Origin of the sequence: Cryobacterium sp. TMT1-2-2 (assembly GCF_004403505.1) — a bacterium.
In the GTDB taxonomy this organism is placed as follows: Bacteria; Actinomycetota; Actinomycetes; order Actinomycetales; family Microbacteriaceae; genus Cryobacterium; species Cryobacterium flavum.
On sequence record NZ_SOGS01000023.1, the window covers coordinates 131,923 to 149,033 of the forward strand.

The following is a 17,111-nucleotide window of genomic DNA, read 5'->3' on the forward strand; positions in this document are numbered from 1 at the left end:
TCGCCGTAGGCGTTATGGGCTGCCTATTGCACCGCGGACGTGAGGCGGGCGAGGTTGTCGAGGATGGTGGAGCGCAGCGGCTGCTTGAGCCATTCCTCGAGAGTGAGCTCGCGGCTGTTGCGCCGGTTCTCGTCTTCCATGGCGCGCAGGTTGCGCACGAACGACCGGCCGCGCACCATGAGCGACACCTCCATGTTGAGGCTGAACGAGCGCTGGTCCATGTTGCTGGAGCCGACGACCGCCACCTCGTCATCGATCGTGAAGTGCTTCGCGTGCAGAATATACGGCGCCTTGTACATGTAGATGTGCACGCCAGCGGTCAATAGCTCCTCGTAGTAGGAGCGCTGGGCGTGATACACCACGGCCTGGTCGCCGATCTCCGACACGAACAGTTCCACGTGCAGCCCCCGCTGCACGGCGGTCGTGATGGCATACATGATGGATTCGTCTGGCACGAAATACGGGCTCGTGATGATGATGCGATCCTGCGCGTAATAGAGCAGCGCGAGGAACAGGCGCAGATTGTTTTCGCCCTTGAACCCGGGGCCGCTCGGCACGACCTGGCAGTCGAGAGCATCCGTTACCGGTCTCGGATGCACCGGCTCGATGTCGCGGGTGAGCAGTTCGTTGGTTTCGCTGTACCAGTCGGTGATGAAGATGGCGTTGAGTCCCGACACGATCGGGCCCTCCAGCCGCGTCATGAAGTCTTTCCACATCAATCCGCGACGAATGTTTTTGCGCATGTTGTAGGTGCGGTCGATGATGTTCTGCGACCCCATGAATCCGACCAGGCCGTCGACGATGAGCAGCTTGCGATGGTTGCGCAGGTCGGGCCGCTGCCATTTGCCCTTGAACGGCTGCACCGGCAGCATCAACTGCCACGGAATACCGGCATCCGTCAGCCGTTTCTTGGTATGGCGAAAGCCGGGCTTACGCATCGACTGAATGTGGTCCAGGAGCACCCGCACGCTGACGCCGCGTTTGTGCGCGTTTTCGAGGGCGTCGAAGAAGGGCGCGGTGGTGTGATCGAGCGAGAGGATATAAAACTCGACGTGCACATATTTCTTGGCCAGGTTGATGTCGGCGATCATGGTGTCGAAGGCCACCTGGTATTCGTTGATCAGGCTGGCCGTGTTGTCGCCGACGAGCGGCATCGCCCCGAGGTTGCGGTTGAGTTCGACGACCGATTCGAGCCAGCTCGGCCACGGATGCTCGCGGCTCACCAGTTCCATACCCTCGGTGCTGTCGAGGATGAACTTGTTGATTTCATCCTGCATCAGGCGGCGCTTCTTCGGCAGGGTGCGGTAGCCGATCATCAGAAACAGCAGCACACCGAGGTACGGAATGAAAAAGATGGTTAGCAGCCAGGCCATGCCCGACATCGGGCGGCGATTGCGCGGGACCACGATGATGGCCACCACGCGAACGGAGAAGTCGGCGATCAGGGCCAGCAGAACGGTGATGGTCAGGCCGTCGATGCCGAACATTGGTACTTAGGTGGCCGGTTTGTCGAGACCGAGCCTGGCGCGTTCTTCGGCTTCGATTTGGGCGTACACCTTGCGTTCGGTACGGTCGGCGCGCAGGATCGAGCGCATCAGCATCCAGAAGACCAGGCCGAGCGCAATGGTGGGTACGACCGAAAAGAGCGCGTTACCCCAGAAGTTCTCAATCACAACCCCAGACTACGCGTAAAGGCGCCCTACTTGCTGAGCAGGCCGAACATGCCGGCGCCCAGGTAATACACCCCGACACCGCCGACGATCACCCAGAGCGCGATGCGGTTCATCGACAGCTTGCGCCCACCCTTGTCCGGCTTCAACTCGTCGTCGGGCAGATAGTTCATTACTTCACCAGTGGAAAGAGAATTGTTTCGCGAATGCCGAGCCCGGTCAGGGCCATCAGCATACGGTCGATGCCCATGCCCATGCCACCGGTCGGCGGCATGCCGTATTCGAGTGCGCGCAGAAATTCTTCGTCAAGGCGCATAGCCTCCGGGTCGCCGCCGGCGGCGAGGCTGGCCTGTTCGATGAAGCGTTCGCGCTGCACGACCGGGTCGACGAGCTCGGAGTAGCCGGTGGCCAGTTCGAAGCCGCGCACGTAGAGGTCCCACTTCTCGACGACGCCGGCCACCGAACGATGTCCACGCACAAGGGGGCTGGTGTCGATCGGAAAGTCCATAACGAAGGTGGGGCGCACGAGTGAACCCTTGACGAAGTGCTCCCACAGTTCCTCGACGTACTTGCCGTGGATGGGGTGGTCGATCTCGATGCCCTCGCGCGCGGCGAGCGCAACGAGGTCGGCGAGCGGTGTCGCTGGCGTGATAGTGATTCCTGCGGCCACCGACAGGCTGTCGTACATGCCGATGCGGTCCCAGTCGCCGCCGAGGTCGAACAGGGTACCGTCGGCCCAGGTCACCACGTATGATCCGGCAATAGCAAACGCGGCATCCTGAATAAGCTTCTGGGTGAGGTCGGCGATGGAGTTGTAGTCGCCGTAGGCCTCATAGGCCTCGAGCATCGCGAACTCGGGTGAGTGGGTCGAGTCCGCGCCCTCGTTGCGAAAGTTGCGGTTGATCTCGTAGACGCGGTCGATGCCACCGACCACGGCCCGCTTCAAAAACAGCTCGGGTGCGATACGCAGGAACAGCTCGGTGTCGAAGGCGTTGCTGTGGGTCTGGAACGGGCGAGCGGATGCCCCGCCATGCATGACCTGCAGCATCGGAGTCTCGATCTCGATGAAGCCTCGGTCAGTGAAGGTGCGACGCAGGCTTGCGACAGCTTTGGAGCGCGAGAGCACGTTGGTACGGGCCTGCTCGCGGCTGATCAGGTCGAGGTAGCGACTGCGCACCCGGGTCTCTTCGCTGAGCTCACTGTGCAGGTTGGGCAGCGGCAGCAGCGCCTTCGAAGCGACCCGCCAGTCGGTCACCATGATCGACAGCTCGCCGCGGCGGCTCGAGATGACCTCTCCGGTAACGAACAGGTGGTCGCCGAGGTCGACCAGCTCCTTCCAGGCAGCGAGGGACTCGTCGCCGACGGCGGCGAGGGAGACCATGGCCTGGATCCGGGTGCCGTCACCCGACTGCAGGCTCGCGAAGCAGAGCTTGCCGGTGTTGCGCAGGTGCACGATGCGGCCGGCCAGTCCCACGGTGACGCCGGTGACGGCATCCGCTTCGAGGTCGCCGAATTCGGCGCGCACGGCCGGAATGGTGTGGGTAACCGGAACCGACACCGGGTAGGCACCACCGGCCGGGCTCGCGGCGGCAGCGTTCAGGCGGTCGCGTTTGCCGAGGCGCACGGCCTTCTGCTCGTTCATCTCCGCGTCGGAGAAGCCCTCGTCGTCGGTCGCGGCGGGCGTGGGATTCTGGCTCATATACTTCTTTCGTTGGTGCTGTCTGTTCACAATAAAGCGGATGCTGCCCCTCACCCCAGGGTGAGCGACACGTTGTCGATCAGCCGGGTCGCGCCCACCCGCGCGGCCACGAGCATCCGGGCCGGCCCGCGATAGTCGCCCGGCACCGTCAACAGCGTCAGTGGGTGCACGATCACGAGATAGTCCAGTTTAACCAGCGACTGGGAGCCAATGCGCGCATTCGCAGCCGCGAGGGCAGCAGTCGGGCCGGCCGGCGCCGCCTCCACCGCCGCGCTGAGCCCGGCGAACAGGGCCTGCGCCGCCGTGTGCCCGGCGTCGTCGAGATAGCGGTTGCGGCTCGACAGGGCCAGACCACTCGGTTCGCGTACGGTCTCGACGACCTCGATGACCGTGCGCACGTTGAGATCGGCAACCATCCGCTGCACCAAAAACGCCTGCTGGCCGTCTTTTTGGCCGAACACCGCGGCATCCGGTGTGACGATGTTCAGTAGTTTTGCCACGACGGTGAGCATGCCGTCGAAGTGGCCGGGGCGCGCGGCACCCTCGTAGAGCGAGCCGACCGGGCCTGTGGTCACCCGGGTGTCGCTGGCACCGCCCGGATACATCTCGCGGGCGCTCGGCGCGAACACAAACGAGACGTTCTCGGCCGCCAGAGCAGCGAGGTCGGCGTCGAGGGTGCGCGGGTAGCTGTCGAGGTCTTCGCCAGCGCCGAACTGCAGCGGGTTCACGAAGATCGATACCACCACGATGTCGGCGAGCGCGCGTGCCCGCCGCACCAGCGCGAGGTGTCCGGCGTGCAGCGCCCCCATGGTCGGCACCAGCACGGTGCGCGTGTCTCCGCCGGTCAGCGCCGCGCGGTCGCGGGCCTGCCCCAGACGGTCGTGCAGTTCGGCAATGGTGCTGAGAACTTCGATGGTACTCATTCGACCTCCCGGTCGTCATCAAACGGATGCTGTCGCTGCTCGATCTGGTCGAACCCGGCCAGGTCCAGTCGTTCGGGGCTCGTGCGCCCGAGGGCGTTTTCCATCGCAGAGCGCAGCAGCGGACCAAGAATAGCCCCCGGATGCTCGAGGCCGATTCCGTCGAGCAGCCGGGTGGCCTGCTCGACGATCGAGGTGGAGAACACGGTGGCAATCTGGATGGCTTCGGCGTAGCTGGTGCGGTCCGCCTCGGCGACGATGAGCGGTTCGCCGCCCATCTCCACGACGAGCGCCTGCCCGATCGGCAGCACCGGACCTGGCGCGGTCACGGCGAAGTAGCTGTCGGCGAGGCGGGCCAGGTCGAGACTCGTTCCGGTGAAGACCATGGCTGGGTGGATGGCGAGCGGAATCGCGCCGGCGGCCTGCGCGGGCGCGAGCACCGCGGTGCCGTAGCGGGCGGAGGTGTGGAGCACGAGTTGGCCGGGCTGCCAGGTGTTGGTCGCGGCGAGGCCCTGCACGAGGCTTTCCAGCTGGGCGTCGGGCACGGCGATGATGACCAGTTCGCTGCGTTCGACGACCTCGGGCACGGGCAGAATCGGCACGAGCGGCAGAATGGCTTCGGCGCGGTCTCGACTGGCCTGCGAGATCGCGGAGATGCCGACGATGGCGTGGCCGGCGCCAGCGAGGGCGGCTCCGAGAATGGGGCCGACGTGGCCGGCGCCGATGATTCCGACGCCGAGGCGTCCCGGTTTGGCGTTCATTCGGCGGCCTCCGTGGCTGGCCCTGGAGTCGCAGTCCGACTCCAGTGGTGACTCGTATCGGCGAGGGCCGATCGCACCGCGCCCGTCGACATCCACTCGAACAAGACGAGGGCTTCGTCAACGTCGATGACGCTGAGCGAGGCACTGACCGGTCCGGCGACCGTGTGCAAGTCGGCCGAAGCGAGGCGCAGTCGGCGCCGAACGGCGCCCTGGCTGATGCGCACTCCCTGCATGCGTGCGAGGGGCACCAGAATGAGGTCGCGCGACAGCACGCCGCGACGTATCAGGGCCACCGGGCCAGAGACGGCCCAGCCGGTGCGCCACCACGAGAACGGGCGCAGCCAGACGGCCCGCGCTGGGGCGTTGCTGTAAAAATCGGCGAGGCCGGCGTCACGTTTGCGGCCGCCGAGCATGCCGTTTTCGACCAGGGCACGGTGGGCGTCGGTGTCGAACCCGGGAAGCGCCAGTTGCAGTACTTTTTCGACGTCGGCGAGGGTGCCGACCGGCAGCAGGGTGGTGCTCGTCACCGCGCCACTGCTGCGGCCGGACGTCTGCCCGGCGGTGTTGATGCTGACCTGCCACCATCCGAAACGGCGCCAGAGAATGGGCTGTGACACCTTGATGGCGTGGATGCGCCCGGGCGGCAGGGTCTGGCTGCTGGTCGAGAGCAGCCCGTAGCCGACGCGCACTCCGTCGGTGGTGCCCGCGATGCTGAATCGCAACGTCTTGGTGATGCGGGAGAAGTAGTATCCAGCGCTGCCGATGAGGCCGGGCAGCACGGCTACGAGCACCCAGCCGCTGCTGCCGGCGATCACGCTGATGATGAGGCCGACACCGGCCAGCAGGAGAAAGACGGTGAAGCCGCTCAGCACGACCGACCCGATCAGCCGCCCCGGCGGAATGCGCACGATCGACTCCGGTGGGGCGGCATCCGGGTTCAGTTCCGGCGCCCGAAACTCGTTGAAGCGCGCGGTTGCGAAGTCGCCGAGGGCGGAGTGGGCGGTGGGCGGGCCGATCAGCGGTGGCGCGGCGCTGTCGCCGGGCAGGGGCTGTGCGGCGGCCGCGAGGGCACCGGGTGCGTCGGGTGCGTCGGGTGCCGTGCCGGGCTGCCTGGCCTGGCGCAGGCCCGAGGCGAGGTGCAGGATGTCGCGGCGCAGGTCATCCGCTAGTTTCGAGCCGAGGTAGGCGAGCTGCACGTTGCCATCTTGCCCGGCGACGGTGATTTCGAGTCGGGCGGCACCGAACAGGCGGGGAATCAACGGCCGGGCGAGGTTGACGCCCTGCACCCGGTCGAGGCGGGCCTTGCGGTGACTGCGAAAAACGAGGCCGCTGCGCACTTCGACGACTTCGCCGTTCACACGAAAGGTGTGCATGCGCCAAGACAAATAAAAGGCTACGAGGATGACCAGCAGAATGCCGGCGATGATGAGCAACGCCCAGCCGGTGGCCCCGCGCTGGTAGATCTCGTCGATCGGATCGCCACCGTAATTCTCTTCGCCGATGAACAGATCGATGAGGCGTTCGCGCAGGTTGGCCACGATGAAGCCGATGATGGCCACCATGAAGATTCCGCCGCGCAGCAGCGGGGTCGCCGGGTGCAGGCGGTGCCATTCACCGTCGGTGAGGTCGGTGCGCGGTGCTGCGAGGGGCGCCGGAACCGCAGCGGCGGGCTCGGTCACAGCCCCGCCCGGCGGCTCTCCGCGAGTTCCACCAGCCGGTCGCGCAGGCTTTCAGCGTCGGCCTCGGCCAGGCCGGGAATAGATACCCCGGCGGTCGCCGCGGCGGTCACGAACTTGAGATCGGCCAGGCCCAGCCAGCGGGCGACCGGGCCGCGGGTGATGTCAATGAGCTGCATACGCCCGTAGGGCACCGCGACGAAGCGTTGAAAGAGGATGCCGCGGCGAAAGAGCAGGTCATCGTCGCGCAGCAGGTAGCCGATGGAGCGCACGCGCCGGGGTTCGAAGATGAGGTTGATGATCGACAGGACGAGCACCACGATGCCAACCCACATTGCCCAGGTCGCATCGAGCAGCAGCCAGAGCAGGCTCGCTCCGCCGCAGACGACGACGGCGTTCACGATGGTGCCGACGATCTCGACCAGCACGTACTTCGGGGAGACGCGCTTCCACTCCCCCACGTCGGCCAGTTCGAGGCGTTTCGACGGCTCGGGCAGGTCAGCCGTCGGAGGCAGCACTGCCGGCAGGTTCACGTCGGTCAGGTCAGGATCAGGCACGGGTACCTCCAGACTCGTCGGTGTCGCCGTTCCTGTCATTGTCGGGCGGCAGGGTGCAGAAGTGTTCGGCCACCAGGCCGGCCGTGAGCATGAGGGCCGCCCCGATGGCCGTACCGATCGCGAGCCACAAGGACGTGACCGCCGGAACGACCGATCGGGTGAGAATGTACAGCACGATGCCGAGGGCGGCACCGAGCAGCAGCGACGAAGACAGCGAGGTCGCCTTCGACAGCACGGCCACGCGCATCGCCCAGAACGGGTCGATGCGGCGCAGCGCCTTGCGATGGCTGCCCTGGCGCACCTGCCAGGCCAGGCTGACGACCACCGCACCCAGCAGGATCAGAGTCAGCGGCAGGGTGACCGGCGGAACGACGATCGGGGCACCGGAGGCCGCGAAGGCGATCTCGAGCAGAAAGCCGATCACGAGGCCGATCAGCAGAACGGCGAGCAGCCCGGTCGCGTGGGAGCGCTTCATTGCCCGGCACCCAGCGCGAGGTCTGCGGCATCCGCTGCCCGGTGCACCGTATTGCCGGTCGCGGCCAGGAGGTCGCGCACCAGACCGCGGCCCGGGATAACGGCTGCGGAGTCGACGTCGAGCCAGGGAGCGAGGACGAAGTCTCGTTCCGCTGCACGCGGATGCGGAAGGGTCAGGCGGTCGTCGTCGACGCTCAGATCGCCGAACACGATGAGGTCGATGTCCAGTGTGCGGTCGCCCCAGCGTTCGGCGCGTACCCGGCCGTGCTCCGCCTCGATGGCGTTGACGGCGTCGAGCAGGCCGTGTGGGTCGCCCGCGTAGTCGATGGTCAGCACCGCGTTGAGGTAGCGCGGCGCGCTCTCGTCGACGCCGCCCGGTTTCACCGCGGCCGATTCGTAGGCGGGCGAGACGGCCATGAGCGCGGCCCCGGGCAGGGCGGCCAGATCGCGCACGGCCTCGGACAGGGTGGCCTCGCGGTCGCCCAGATTACTGCCGAGGGCGAGCACGACGCGTGCCGTTGACCCGGTCATGACCGCGACCGGGTGATTTGCACAGCCACATCGGTGAACGGCACGGAGATCGGGGCCTGCGGCTTGTGCACCGTGACCTGCACGCGCAAGGCTGGCGGGTGGGCCAGCACGACGCCCGCGATGCGCTCGGCGACGGTTTCGATGAGGTCGACCGGGTTGTGCGCGGCCGCGGCCGTGACCTCCTCGGCGAGTTCGCCATAGTGGATGGTCTGGGTCACGTCGTCGCTCGCCGCTGCGCGCACCAGATCGAGCCAGACGGTGACGTCGATGACGAAGTCCTGGCCGTTTTCCTTCTCGAAGTCGTAGACGCCGTGGTGGGCGTTCACCCGCAGGCCGGTGAGGGTGATCGAATCAGTCATGGGTCCATTGTGACGGACTCGACGCGGGTCCCGGCAATTCCTCCGTGACGCAGGGCGTCGACCGCCGAACACTGGCCAGTACGTTCAGGGCCGTGCGGGTCGCCGCGACGTCGTGCACCCGCACCGCCCAGGCGCCGGCCTGGGCGGCCAACACGCTGACCACCGCGGTGGCCAGGTCTCGCTCGATGACGGGGGCACCGACCGGCAGCACGCTGGCGAGAAAGCGTTTGCGGGACGCCCCGACCATGACCGGGAGGTCGAGTGCGGCGAAGGCGTCGAGCCGATGGAGGAGCTGCCAGTTGTGTTCGGTCTTCTTGGAGAATCCGAGGCCCGGGTCGAGCACGATTCGATCCCGGGCCACTCCGGCGGCGGTCAGCGCGTCGACGCGGGCGCTCAGTTCCGCGACAACGTCGGTGACGACGTCGCCGTAGTCGTCGAGGGTATCCATCTGCTGAGCGTGGGCACGCCAGTGCATGGCGATATAGGTGAGGCCGGTGTCGGCGGCGACGGCGGCCATGCCGGGGTCGGCGAGTCCGCCGGAAACGTCGTTGATGACGCTCGCACCGGCTTGCGCTGCTGCGCGGGCGGTCGAGGCGTTGAGCGTGTCGATGCTGAGTTTGAGGCCCTGCCGGGCGAGCTCGGCGACGACGGGGATGACCCGGCGCTGTTCCTGCTCGGGCGACACCCGGGTGGCGCCGGGCCGGGTTGACTCGCCGCCCACGTCGATCAGGTCAGCGCCCTGGGCGTGCAGTAGCAGGCCGTGCTCGATGGCGGCATCCGTTGACGCCCACTGGCCGCCATCGCTGAACGAATCGGGGGTGACGTTGAGCACGCCCATGATGAGCGTCATCCGCCGGCCGCAATCAGCGCGATGATCTCGGCGCGAGCCGTCGGATCGGTCAGGGCGCCGCGGGAGGCCATGGTCACGGTCGAGCTCGCGCTCTGCCGCGGGCCGCGGGTGCCGACGCAGCCGTGCACGGCGTCGAGCACGACGAGAACGCCGATCGGGTCAAGGCCGGTCTGCAGCGCATCGGCGATCTCTTCGGTGAGCCGCTCCTGCAGCTGGGGCCTGGCTGCGATGGTTTCGACCACGGCTGGTAGTCGGCCGAGCCCAACGACGCGGTCCCCTGGCAGGTAGGCCACGTGCGCGATGCCGAGGAAGGGCAGCAAGTGGTGTTCGCAGATCGAACGAAAGGCGATGTCGCGCAGCAGCACAAGTTCGCCCGTGCTTTCCCCGACCGGAACGAAGTCCGCCAGCAGGTCCTGCGGGTTCTGGTCGAGGCCGGCGAAGAACTCGGCGTAGGCATCCGCTACCCGTCGCGGGGTGCTTTCCAGGCCCACTCGCTCCGGATCGTCGCCGATTGCAGCGAGGATCTCCAAGACGGCCGCCTGGATGCGCGCCCTATCCACTGCCACGGGCGCCTAGGCGGTTGCGGGGCGGGGGTTGCGGGCCGGCGCGCGCTTTGGTTTGGCGGGAACGGCGTCGCCGCTGGAGATGCCTCCGTCAACGGCAGCGCCGTCGATGGGAGCCTTCGGGGCCGGCATGGCGATGGGCGGCACGTCGGAAACGGGTCGCTTGTCGCTGGAGAGCCACTGCGGGCGCGACGGCAGCTTCTCGACGTTGGCGAAGATCTCGGCCAGGGCGGTCTGGTCGAGAGTCTCATGTTCGAGCAGGGCCGTGGCGAGGTTGTCGAGAATGACACGGTTCTTGTTCAGAACTTCGTAGGCCTCGTCGTGGGCGTCTTCGAGCAGCTGGCGCACCTCGCGGTCGACGCTCTCGGCGACGCGCTCCGAGTAGTCGCGCTGGTGGCCCATGTCGCGGCCGAGGAAGACCTCACCGGAGCCCTGGCCGAGCTTGAGCGGGCCGACGACACTGCTCATGCCGAATTCGGTGACCATCTTGCGTGCGGTCGCCGTGGCTTTCTCGATGTCATTGGAGGCGCCGCTGGTCGGGTCGTGAAAGATGATTTCTTCGGCGACGCGGCCGCCCATGGCGTAGGCCAGCTGGTCGAGCAGTTCGTTTCGGGTGACCGAGTAGCGGTCTTCGAGCGGCATCACCATCGTGTAGCCGAGGGCCCGGCCGCGCGGCAAAATGGTGATCTTGGTCACCGGGTCGGTGAAGTTCATCGCGGTGGCGACGAGGGCGTGGCCGCCCTCGTGGTACGCGGTGATGAGCTTCTCTTTGTCGCGCATGACGCGGGTGCGGCGCTGCGGTCCGGCCATGACCCGGTCGACGGCTTCGTCGAGCGCACGGTTGTCGATGAGCTGGGCGTTGGACCGGGCGGTGAGCAGCGCGGCTTCGTTGAGCACGTTGGCCAGGTCGGCTCCGGTGAAGCCGGGTGTCTTGCGGGCGAGCACTTCAAGGTCGACGCCTTCGGCCATCGGCTTGCCCTTGGAGTGCACCTCGAGGATGCGCTTGCGGCCGAGCATGTCGGGTGCGTCGACGCCGATCTGCCGGTCGAACCGGCCCGGGCGCAGCAGCGCGGGGTCGAGGATGTCGGGGCGGTTGGTGGCGGCGATGAGGATGACGTTCGCCTTCACGTCGAAGCCGTCCATCTCGACCAGCAGCTGGTTGAGGGTCTGCTCGCGTTCGTCGTGGCCGCCGCCCATGCCGGCGCCGCGGTGACGGCCGACAGCGTCGATCTCGTCGATGAAGATAATGGCGGGAGCGTTCTCTTTGGCTTGGCTGAACAGGTCGCGCACCCGGCTGGCGCCGACACCGACGAACATTTCGACGAAGTCCGAGCCGCTGATGGCGTAGAACGGCACGTTGGCCTCGCCTGCGACCGCGCGGGCGAGCAGCGTTTTACCGGTTCCGGGAGGGCCGTAGAGCAGCACGCCCTTCGGGATGCGGGCGCCGACCGCCTGGAATTTGGCGGGTTCCTTGAGAAAGTCTTTGATCTCTTCGAGTTCTTCGATGGCTTCGTCTGCGCCGGCGACGTCGGCGAAGGTGACCTGCGGGCTTTCCTTGGAGACGAGCTTGGCCTTGGACTTGCCAAACTTCATGACCTTGCTGCCACCGCCCTGCATCGAGATCATGAGCCAGAAGAAGGCACCGATCAGCAGCACGGGGAGCAGGAAGCTTAGAACCGAGAGCACCCAGTTGGGCTGGGGTACCTCGTCGGTGAAGCCGTCCTTGGGGTTCGCGGCGGTGACCGCGGTGATGATCTCTTCGCCACGCGGGGCGACGTAGTAGAACTGCACCTGGGTGCCGAGGTCACCGCTGGCCTTGGTCAGCGTGAGGTCGACGCGCTGTTCACCGTCGACGATGGTGGCTTCGGCGACGTTGCCCGACTTGAGGTAGCCGAGGCCCTCTTGCGTGCTGACCTCGCGGAATCCACTCATGGTGATGAGGCTTGACCCCACCCAGACGGCGATGACGGCGAGCACAATGTAGAGAATCGGGCCGCGGAGTAGCTTCTTGACGTTCATGGTGACCTCAGGCTAGCGCTCGATTGCAAGGGAATGCCGTGTGTTCGCCCAAAGGAAAACTTGGGGCTTGGTGCAGGCTGTGGCTAGAGCGCGGCTGCGGCGACGGTGGAGTAGACGTGCGGGGCGAGAATGCCGACCGAGCGCAGGTTGCGGTACTTCTCGTCGTAGTCGAGGCCATAGCCCACCACGAACTTGTTCGGAATGTTGAAACCCACGTATTTCACGTCGATGTCGACGCGCGCGGCATCAGGCTTCCGCAGCAAAGCGCAGATCTCAATGGATGCCGGACCGCGCGTTTTCAGGTTCGCCAACAGCCACGAGAGGGTCAGGCCGGAGTCGATGATGTCCTCAACGATGAGCACGTTGCGACCGGAGAGGTCGGTATCGAGGTCCTTCAAAATGCGTACGACGCCGCTGGACTGCGTTCCGGAGCCGTAGGAACTGACCGCCATCCAGTCCATGGTCACCGGGTGATGCAGTTCGCGGGCCAGATCGGCCATGACCATGACCGCGCCCTTGAGCACGCCGACCAGCAGCAGGTCGGTGCCGGCGTAGTCGACTTCGATCTGGCGTGACATTTCGGCCAGGCGAGCCCGAATCTGCTCCTCGCTGATCAGGATCTCGGTGAGGTCGCCGTCAATGTCGCGAGGTTCCATGTGAAAGGTGCAGTCCTTTTCTTTAGATGTGTCAAAGAACGGAAAAAATCAACATTCCGTCCTGCCGTACAACTCTAATACCTGGCAGGCTGAGCGCTCCCTGTCCGTGCCAGTCGGTCACCAGCGCGGCCACGGCCAGGGTCTGCACTCGAGTCAGCCACACGCCGCACATCGCCTCGACTCCGAACCGAATCACGCGCTGCCGCACGGCGGCCGACTGCGCGTCCAGCAGGTCCGTGGCGATCTTCCCATTGGCCCAGTTTTCCCGCAACATCGTGCGCGCCAGCGCGTCGAGGGCGTCCGAGTCTTCCCGCAGGGTCTCGGCGGTGCGGGCGAGCGCCCCGGCGACCCCGGGGCCGAGTTCGGTTTCCAGCAGCGGCAGCACCGTTTCTCGCACCCGCACCCGGGCGTAGCGCGGGTCGAAGTTCTGCGGGTCGCTCCACGGCTCGAGGCCGGCATCGGTGCAGAATTGCCAGGTTTGGGCACGACGGATGCCCAGCAACGGCCTGAGAATCGGCCCGGTTCGCGCCGCCATGCCTCGCAGGCTGGTCGATCCGGAGCCGCGGGCGAGGCCGAGGAGCACGGTTTCGGCCTGGTCGTCGAGGGTGTGGCCGAGCAGTACGCCGCTCGCGCCGGTCTTGGCCAGGGCAGTATCGAACGCCGCGTACCGTTGAACGCGTGCCGCGGCCTCCGGGCCGGTCCCGTCACGCTCGACGGTCACGCTCAGCACCAGTACAGGGTCGAGGCCCAGCCGGCTGGCGGCCTCGGCGGCCCGCGCCGCGACATCCGCTGACCCGGTTTGCAGGTTGTGATCGACGATGACCGCGCCGGCACGGATGCCCAACCGCCCGGCTTCGAAAGCGGTCGCGGCGGCGAGCGCGAGCGAATCGGCGCCGCCGCTCAGGCCGACCAGAACGAGGCCCTCCGGCGGCAGCAGCTCGCGCACGGCCCGGCGAATGTCGGCGACGGCCGGGGTCAGGCGCGGGCGGCGGGGAGATTCCATCCAGTAACGTTAGCGGCAGACTTTGATCAAGGGAGAAACCAGCCATGGCCGAATACGACGCAGTCATCGAAATCCCTCGCGGGAGCCGCAACAAGTATGAGGTGGACCACGAAACCGGTCGCGTGTACCTCGACCGCGTGCTCTACACGAGCTTCATGTACCCCACCGACTACGGCTACTTCGAGAACACGCTCGGCCTCGACGGCGACCCCGTCGACGTTCTCGTGCTGCTCGACTACCCGCTGTTCCCGGGCGTTGGCGTCTCAGTGCGCCCGGTCGGCGTGTTCAACATGACCGATGACGGCGGAAGCGACGCCAAGGTCATCGCCGTTCCGGCCGGCGACCCGCGCTGGAATCACATCCAGGATGTCCTCGATATTCCGGAGTACACCCGCAAGGAAATCGAGCACTTCTTCGAGCACTACAAGGACCTCGAGCCGAATAAGTGGGTCAAGACGGAGGGCTGGGGCGACGCCGAAGAGGCCAACCAGATCGTGGTCGACGGCATTGCGAAGCTGGCCGCAGAGGGCCACTAGCCCGGTACCGACGAAGGCCCCCTGACTGACCAGGGGGGCCTTCGTTTTGTCTGTGGGCCTGCTCGCGGGGGCTAATTCAGGAAATCGGCAGGGAAGGGCCGCCGCGCGCGCACTGGTCCGCCAGCCATCGTGCGATGCCGCGAGGATCTCCTGAATTAGCCACCGGGCGGCCTATCCGGCGCGGTGTTAGGCGGCCGGGCGACCCACGTAGGGCGCCACAGCCCAAGACGACCAGATGCTGTGCACGCGCACCCGCGACGAGGGGTTCGGCGCTTCGAGAACCTGGCCGTTCCCCGCGTAAATCGCCACGTGGTAATAGTTGCCGGGGCTGCCCCAGAACACCAGGTCGCCCACCTGCACCTGGGCGAAGGAGACCAGCTTGCCTTGGCTGGCCATGGTGTTGTACTGGTTCGTGGCCGAGTGGGTTCCGATGTAGACACCAGCCGCTGCGTAGGCGGCCTTGGTCAGGCCGGAGCAGTCCCAGGCGTCTGGACCGGAGCCGCCGAAGACGTAGCGGTCGCCGAGCTGGGCGTTGGCGAACGCCAGCGCGGTGTCGACGATGCTCGCATTGGGCAGGGCGACGGGTGGGGACGGCGTTGCCGGCACGGACGGCGCAACCGACCCAGAACCCGAACCTGATCCAGAACCGGCACCTGAACCTGAACCTGAACCTGAACCTGAACCGGCTGCGGCTGCGGTATCCCGCACGGCCTGCGCGGCCGCGGCATCCGCTATGGCAGCAGCAGAAGCCTGCGCCTGCGCGAACGCGCTGGCCGCAGCGGCCGCGTCTTCGCCGGCATGGAAGCTGCGTTCGGCCTCGGCCGTGGTGTCTTTGAGCAAGGCGAGTTGTTCGAACAGTTCGCTCGACTTGCGTTGCTGAGTGTTGTAAGCAGCCTCGGCTGCGGTCGAGCTCGCCGTGGCCGCATCAAAGGTGGTCTTGGACTCTTCGGTGAGACGTTCGCGTTCCTCTGTCGCCGATGCGGCCTGCTCGCCGAGGGACTCGGCCGCGTTCTTGTCCTGCACGGCCTCGGTGTAGATCTGCTCCGACTGCTCACTCAGCTTGCTGGCCGTTCCGAGCTGGCTGAGCAGGTCATCCGCGCTGTTGCCGTTCAGGAACAGGTTGAGTGACAGACCGCTGGCACCAGACTTGGCGAGGTGCGCGGCGATGAGGCCGGCCCGCATCTTCGATGTTGCCGCGGTGGCTTCGGCGGTTGCAGCCAGCTCACGAAGGCTGGTTTCGCGCAGGGTAGCGGCGTCCAGGGCATCCTGCGTCACTCGGTAGGCCTCGGCCGCAATCTGCGCGGTCGTGACGGCCTTCGCGGCCTGGCTGGCCAGCCCGTTCAGCAGCTCGCCGAGAGTCGCGATCTCGGCCTGCTTGGTCGATTCGTTCTGCTTGGCCTTTTCGACGTCATTCCAGCTCGGATAGTCGGGGGCAGCGAAGGCTGCCCCGCCGGCAGCGGCAACGGATGCTGTGACCGCCGAGACCGCGCCCATCGCCACCGCCGACAGCAGCCGCTTCGACTTGGTGCGAACCCGTGCGCGTGCGGTGGTGCTCGGTGCGGTCGTGGTGCTCTTAGCCAAGTGATGCTCCCCGGTCGGCCATGAATGGAACGGGATTGATGCGGTTTCCACCAATCCACACTTCGAAGTGCAGGTGGCAGCCGTTGGCGGCGCCGGTATCACCGGAATAGGCGATGATCTGCCCGGCGGACACTGACTGGCCGGAACGAACGTTATAGCCGCCGTTTTGAATGTGGGCGTAGCCGGTTGAGACGTTGTCGCCGTGGCTGATCTTCACGAAGTTGCCGTACGTGCCGAGAACGCCAGCCCAGGTGACGACGCCGGCGTGGGCGGCGTAGATGGGGGAACCGCAGCCGGTGCCGAGGTCGGTGGCGTAGTGGAAGCTGCCGCTGCACTCGCCACCGTTACAGATGACCGACCGAGGGCCGAAGCCGCCGGTGATGCGACCGCTGGCCGGAACGGCCCAGCCGGTCATGCTCACGGAACCACCGGAGCCTCCGCTGTTGGCACGCGCCGCTGCGGCAGCGGCGGCCTTTGCCGCCGCTTCAGCCGCAACCCGGATGGCTTCAAGCCGGGCGCGTTCGGCAACTCCGGCTTCATACCCGGCTGACGTAGTGGCTTGGGCGTCGCGCATGAACTGCAGCTGCTGCTCCAGTTCCACGCTCTTGGCCTCGGACTCGGCCAGCGCGTTCGCTGCTGCTTCGGCGGCAGCCTGGGCTGCGGCGAGCGCGGCTTCGGCGGCGACGCGCAGAGTCTCGCGTTCGGACTGCGCGACTTTGGCCTGGTCTCCGAGCGACTGGGCGTTGTTCGTGGCCGACTGCGCCGATTCGTAGACGTCGGAGCTGCGCTCAACGAGCTTGCTCATGTTGCCGAGTTTGGCCAACAGCAGGTCGGCGTCGGCACCGTCTCCCTGGCCCTCCAAGAACAGGTTCACGCTGAGATCGGTGCCACCGGTGCGGTAGAGCTGGGCGGCGAGCTGGCCGGCTTGCTTGGTCGCGGCATCCGCTGTGGCCTTGCTCGCGTCGGCCTGGGTCTGGATATCTTCGGCGCGTCGGGTGGCGTCGTCGAATTCCTGCTGAGCCACCTCGAGTTCATTGGCACTCTTTTCGGCTGCAGCCTGCGTCTCTTGTACCTGCACCTGTAGGCCGGCAATGAGATTCTCGATAGCGGTGACCTGCGCGGCCGCCGAGGCGGTGTTCGCCTTGGCGTTTTGCAGGTCCTGCCAGGAGGGGTAATCGACGGCGCGGGCGGGCGCGACGGGGCTCACCAGGGTGACCAGTAGAGTCATGGCAGCCATGATGCTGGTCAGCGCCAGG

19 protein-coding genes are annotated in these 17,111 nt (G+C 66.6%); 1 reads left to right on the forward strand and 18 read right to left on the reverse strand.

Annotated features, from left to right (window positions below):
- Positions 1–23: 23 nt before the first annotated feature.
- The 16 genes from cls to tilS form a co-directional block, all read right to left on the reverse strand.
- The gene (gene cls / locus E3T35_RS13610) at positions 24–1,487 is read right to left on the reverse strand and encodes a cardiolipin synthase (protein WP_134379565.1); all 1,464 of its coding nucleotides are present in this window, start codon (positions 1,485–1,487) and stop codon (positions 24–26) included.
- Between the two features lie 6 nt (positions 1,488–1,493).
- Positions 1,494–1,673, reverse strand: a complete 180-nt coding sequence (locus E3T35_RS13615; RefSeq protein WP_092341782.1) for a hypothetical protein — start codon at positions 1,671–1,673, stop codon at positions 1,494–1,496.
- Positions 1,674–1,699: 26 nt separating this feature from the next.
- On the reverse strand, positions 1,700–1,843 hold the full coding sequence (locus tag E3T35_RS19355; protein ID WP_166789959.1) for a hypothetical protein: 144 nt from the start codon (positions 1,841–1,843) through the stop codon (positions 1,700–1,702).
- Positions 1,843–3,369, reverse strand: a complete 1,527-nt coding sequence (lysS, locus tag E3T35_RS13620) for a lysine--tRNA ligase (RefSeq protein WP_134379567.1) — start codon at positions 3,367–3,369, stop codon at positions 1,843–1,845. Before lysS ends, E3T35_RS19355 begins: the two co-directional genes overlap by 1 nt.
- 50 nt (positions 3,370–3,419) lie before the next feature.
- Positions 3,420–4,292 (reverse strand): pantoate--beta-alanine ligase, encoded by an 873-nt coding sequence (gene panC / locus E3T35_RS13625; protein WP_134345559.1) that lies wholly within the window; start codon positions 4,290–4,292, stop codon positions 3,420–3,422.
- Positions 4,289–5,050 (reverse strand): Rossmann-like and DUF2520 domain-containing protein, encoded by a 762-nt coding sequence (locus E3T35_RS13630; RefSeq protein WP_134379569.1) that lies wholly within the window; start codon positions 5,048–5,050, stop codon positions 4,289–4,291. The genes panC and E3T35_RS13630 overlap by 4 nt, the downstream gene beginning before the upstream one ends.
- Positions 5,047–6,729: a PH domain-containing protein gene (locus tag E3T35_RS13635; RefSeq protein WP_134379571.1), complete on the reverse strand. Its 1,683-nt coding sequence runs from the start codon at positions 6,727–6,729 to the stop codon at positions 5,047–5,049. Before E3T35_RS13635 ends, E3T35_RS13630 begins: the two co-directional genes overlap by 4 nt.
- Positions 6,726–7,283 carry a PH domain-containing protein gene (locus E3T35_RS13640; protein ID WP_370449159.1) on the reverse strand — a complete coding sequence of 186 codons (558 nt, stop codon included), beginning with the start codon at positions 7,281–7,283 and terminating at the stop codon, positions 6,726–6,728. The genes E3T35_RS13635 and E3T35_RS13640 overlap by 4 nt, the downstream gene beginning before the upstream one ends.
- On the reverse strand, positions 7,276–7,758 hold the full coding sequence (locus E3T35_RS13645; protein WP_134379573.1) for a DUF3180 domain-containing protein: 483 nt from the start codon (positions 7,756–7,758) through the stop codon (positions 7,276–7,278). The genes E3T35_RS13640 and E3T35_RS13645 overlap by 8 nt, the downstream gene beginning before the upstream one ends.
- Positions 7,755–8,288: a 2-amino-4-hydroxy-6-hydroxymethyldihydropteridine diphosphokinase gene (folK, locus tag E3T35_RS13650; RefSeq protein ID WP_134379575.1), complete on the reverse strand. Its 534-nt coding sequence runs from the start codon at positions 8,286–8,288 to the stop codon at positions 7,755–7,757. Before folK ends, E3T35_RS13645 begins: the two co-directional genes overlap by 4 nt.
- Complete coding sequence (folB, locus tag E3T35_RS13655; RefSeq protein ID WP_104087752.1) at positions 8,285–8,647, reverse strand: dihydroneopterin aldolase; 363 nt, start codon at positions 8,645–8,647, stop codon at positions 8,285–8,287. Before folB ends, folK begins: the two co-directional genes overlap by 4 nt.
- The gene (folP, locus tag E3T35_RS13660) at positions 8,640–9,497 is read right to left on the reverse strand and encodes a dihydropteroate synthase (protein ID WP_134345564.1); all 858 of its coding nucleotides are present in this window, start codon (positions 9,495–9,497) and stop codon (positions 8,640–8,642) included. Before folP ends, folB begins: the two co-directional genes overlap by 8 nt.
- Positions 9,494–10,063, reverse strand: a complete 570-nt coding sequence (gene folE / locus E3T35_RS13665) for a GTP cyclohydrolase I FolE (RefSeq protein WP_134379577.1) — start codon at positions 10,061–10,063, stop codon at positions 9,494–9,496. Before folE ends, folP begins: the two co-directional genes overlap by 4 nt.
- A 6-nt stretch (positions 10,064–10,069) precedes the next feature.
- Positions 10,070–12,079 (reverse strand): ATP-dependent zinc metalloprotease FtsH, encoded by a 2,010-nt coding sequence (gene ftsH, locus E3T35_RS13670; protein ID WP_134379579.1) that lies wholly within the window; start codon positions 12,077–12,079, stop codon positions 10,070–10,072.
- Positions 12,080–12,162: 83 nt separating this feature from the next.
- Positions 12,163–12,735 carry a hypoxanthine phosphoribosyltransferase gene (gene hpt / locus E3T35_RS13675; protein WP_105036013.1) on the reverse strand — a complete coding sequence of 191 codons (573 nt, stop codon included), beginning with the start codon at positions 12,733–12,735 and terminating at the stop codon, positions 12,163–12,165.
- A 31-nt stretch (positions 12,736–12,766) separates the two neighbouring features.
- Positions 12,767–13,738 (reverse strand): tRNA lysidine(34) synthetase TilS, encoded by a 972-nt coding sequence (tilS, locus tag E3T35_RS13680; protein WP_134379581.1) that lies wholly within the window; start codon positions 13,736–13,738, stop codon positions 12,767–12,769.
- Positions 13,739–13,782: 44 nt separating this feature from the next.
- On the opposite strand from tilS, the gene ppa reads away from it, so the two are divergent.
- On the forward strand, positions 13,783–14,274 hold the full coding sequence (ppa, locus tag E3T35_RS13685; RefSeq protein WP_092341769.1) for an inorganic diphosphatase: 492 nt from the start codon (positions 13,783–13,785) through the stop codon (positions 14,272–14,274).
- 186 nt (positions 14,275–14,460) lie between these two features.
- On the opposite strand, the gene E3T35_RS13690 is transcribed toward ppa, so the two are convergent.
- Both E3T35_RS13690 and E3T35_RS13695 read right to left on the reverse strand, forming a co-directional pair.
- The gene (locus E3T35_RS13690; RefSeq protein ID WP_241988860.1) at positions 14,461–15,855 is read right to left on the reverse strand and encodes a C40 family peptidase; all 1,395 of its coding nucleotides are present in this window, start codon (positions 15,853–15,855) and stop codon (positions 14,461–14,463) included.
- On the reverse strand, positions 15,848–17,083 hold the full coding sequence (locus E3T35_RS13695) for a M23 family metallopeptidase (protein WP_166789961.1): 1,236 nt from the start codon (positions 17,081–17,083) through the stop codon (positions 15,848–15,850). The genes E3T35_RS13690 and E3T35_RS13695 overlap by 8 nt, the downstream gene beginning before the upstream one ends.
- Positions 17,084–17,111: the final 28 nt, after the last annotated feature.

What these genes read in the sequence shown, in the direction of transcription:
- cls (WP_134379565.1), bottom strand. Translation starts at nt 1,487, where the DNA reads ATGTTCGGCATCGACGGCCTGACCATCACCGTTCTGCTGGCCCTGATC.
- E3T35_RS19355 (WP_166789959.1), bottom strand. Translation starts at nt 1,843, where the DNA reads ATGAACTATCTGCCCGACGACGAGTTGAAGCCGGACAAGGGTGGGCGC.
- lysS (WP_134379567.1), bottom strand. Translation starts at nt 3,369, where the DNA reads ATGAGCCAGAATCCCACGCCCGCCGCGACCGACGACGAGGGCTTCTCC.
- panC (WP_134345559.1), bottom strand. Translation starts at nt 4,292, where the DNA reads ATGAGTACCATCGAAGTTCTCAGCACCATTGCCGAACTGCACGACCGT.
- E3T35_RS13630 (WP_134379569.1), bottom strand. Translation starts at nt 5,050, where the DNA reads ATGAACGCCAAACCGGGACGCCTCGGCGTCGGAATCATCGGCGCCGGC.
- E3T35_RS13645 (WP_134379573.1), bottom strand. Translation starts at nt 7,758, where the DNA reads ATGAAGCGCTCCCACGCGACCGGGCTGCTCGCCGTTCTGCTGATCGGC.
- folK (WP_134379575.1), bottom strand. Translation starts at nt 8,288, where the DNA reads ATGACCGGGTCAACGGCACGCGTCGTGCTCGCCCTCGGCAGTAATCTG.
- folB (WP_104087752.1), bottom strand. Translation starts at nt 8,647, where the DNA reads ATGACTGATTCGATCACCCTCACCGGCCTGCGGGTGAACGCCCACCAC.
- folP (WP_134345564.1), bottom strand. Translation starts at nt 9,497, where the DNA reads ATGACGCTCATCATGGGCGTGCTCAACGTCACCCCCGATTCGTTCAGC.
- ftsH (WP_134379579.1), bottom strand. Translation starts at nt 12,079, where the DNA reads ATGAACGTCAAGAAGCTACTCCGCGGCCCGATTCTCTACATTGTGCTC.
- hpt (WP_105036013.1), bottom strand. Translation starts at nt 12,735, where the DNA reads ATGGAACCTCGCGACATTGACGGCGACCTCACCGAGATCCTGATCAGC.
- tilS (WP_134379581.1), bottom strand. Translation starts at nt 13,738, where the DNA reads ATGGAATCTCCCCGCCGCCCGCGCCTGACCCCGGCCGTCGCCGACATT.
- ppa (WP_092341769.1), top strand. Translation starts at nt 13,783, where the DNA reads ATGGCCGAATACGACGCAGTCATCGAAATCCCTCGCGGGAGCCGCAAC.
- E3T35_RS13695 (WP_166789961.1), bottom strand. Translation starts at nt 17,083, where the DNA reads ATGACTCTACTGGTCACCCTGGTGAGCCCCGTCGCGCCCGCCCGCGCC.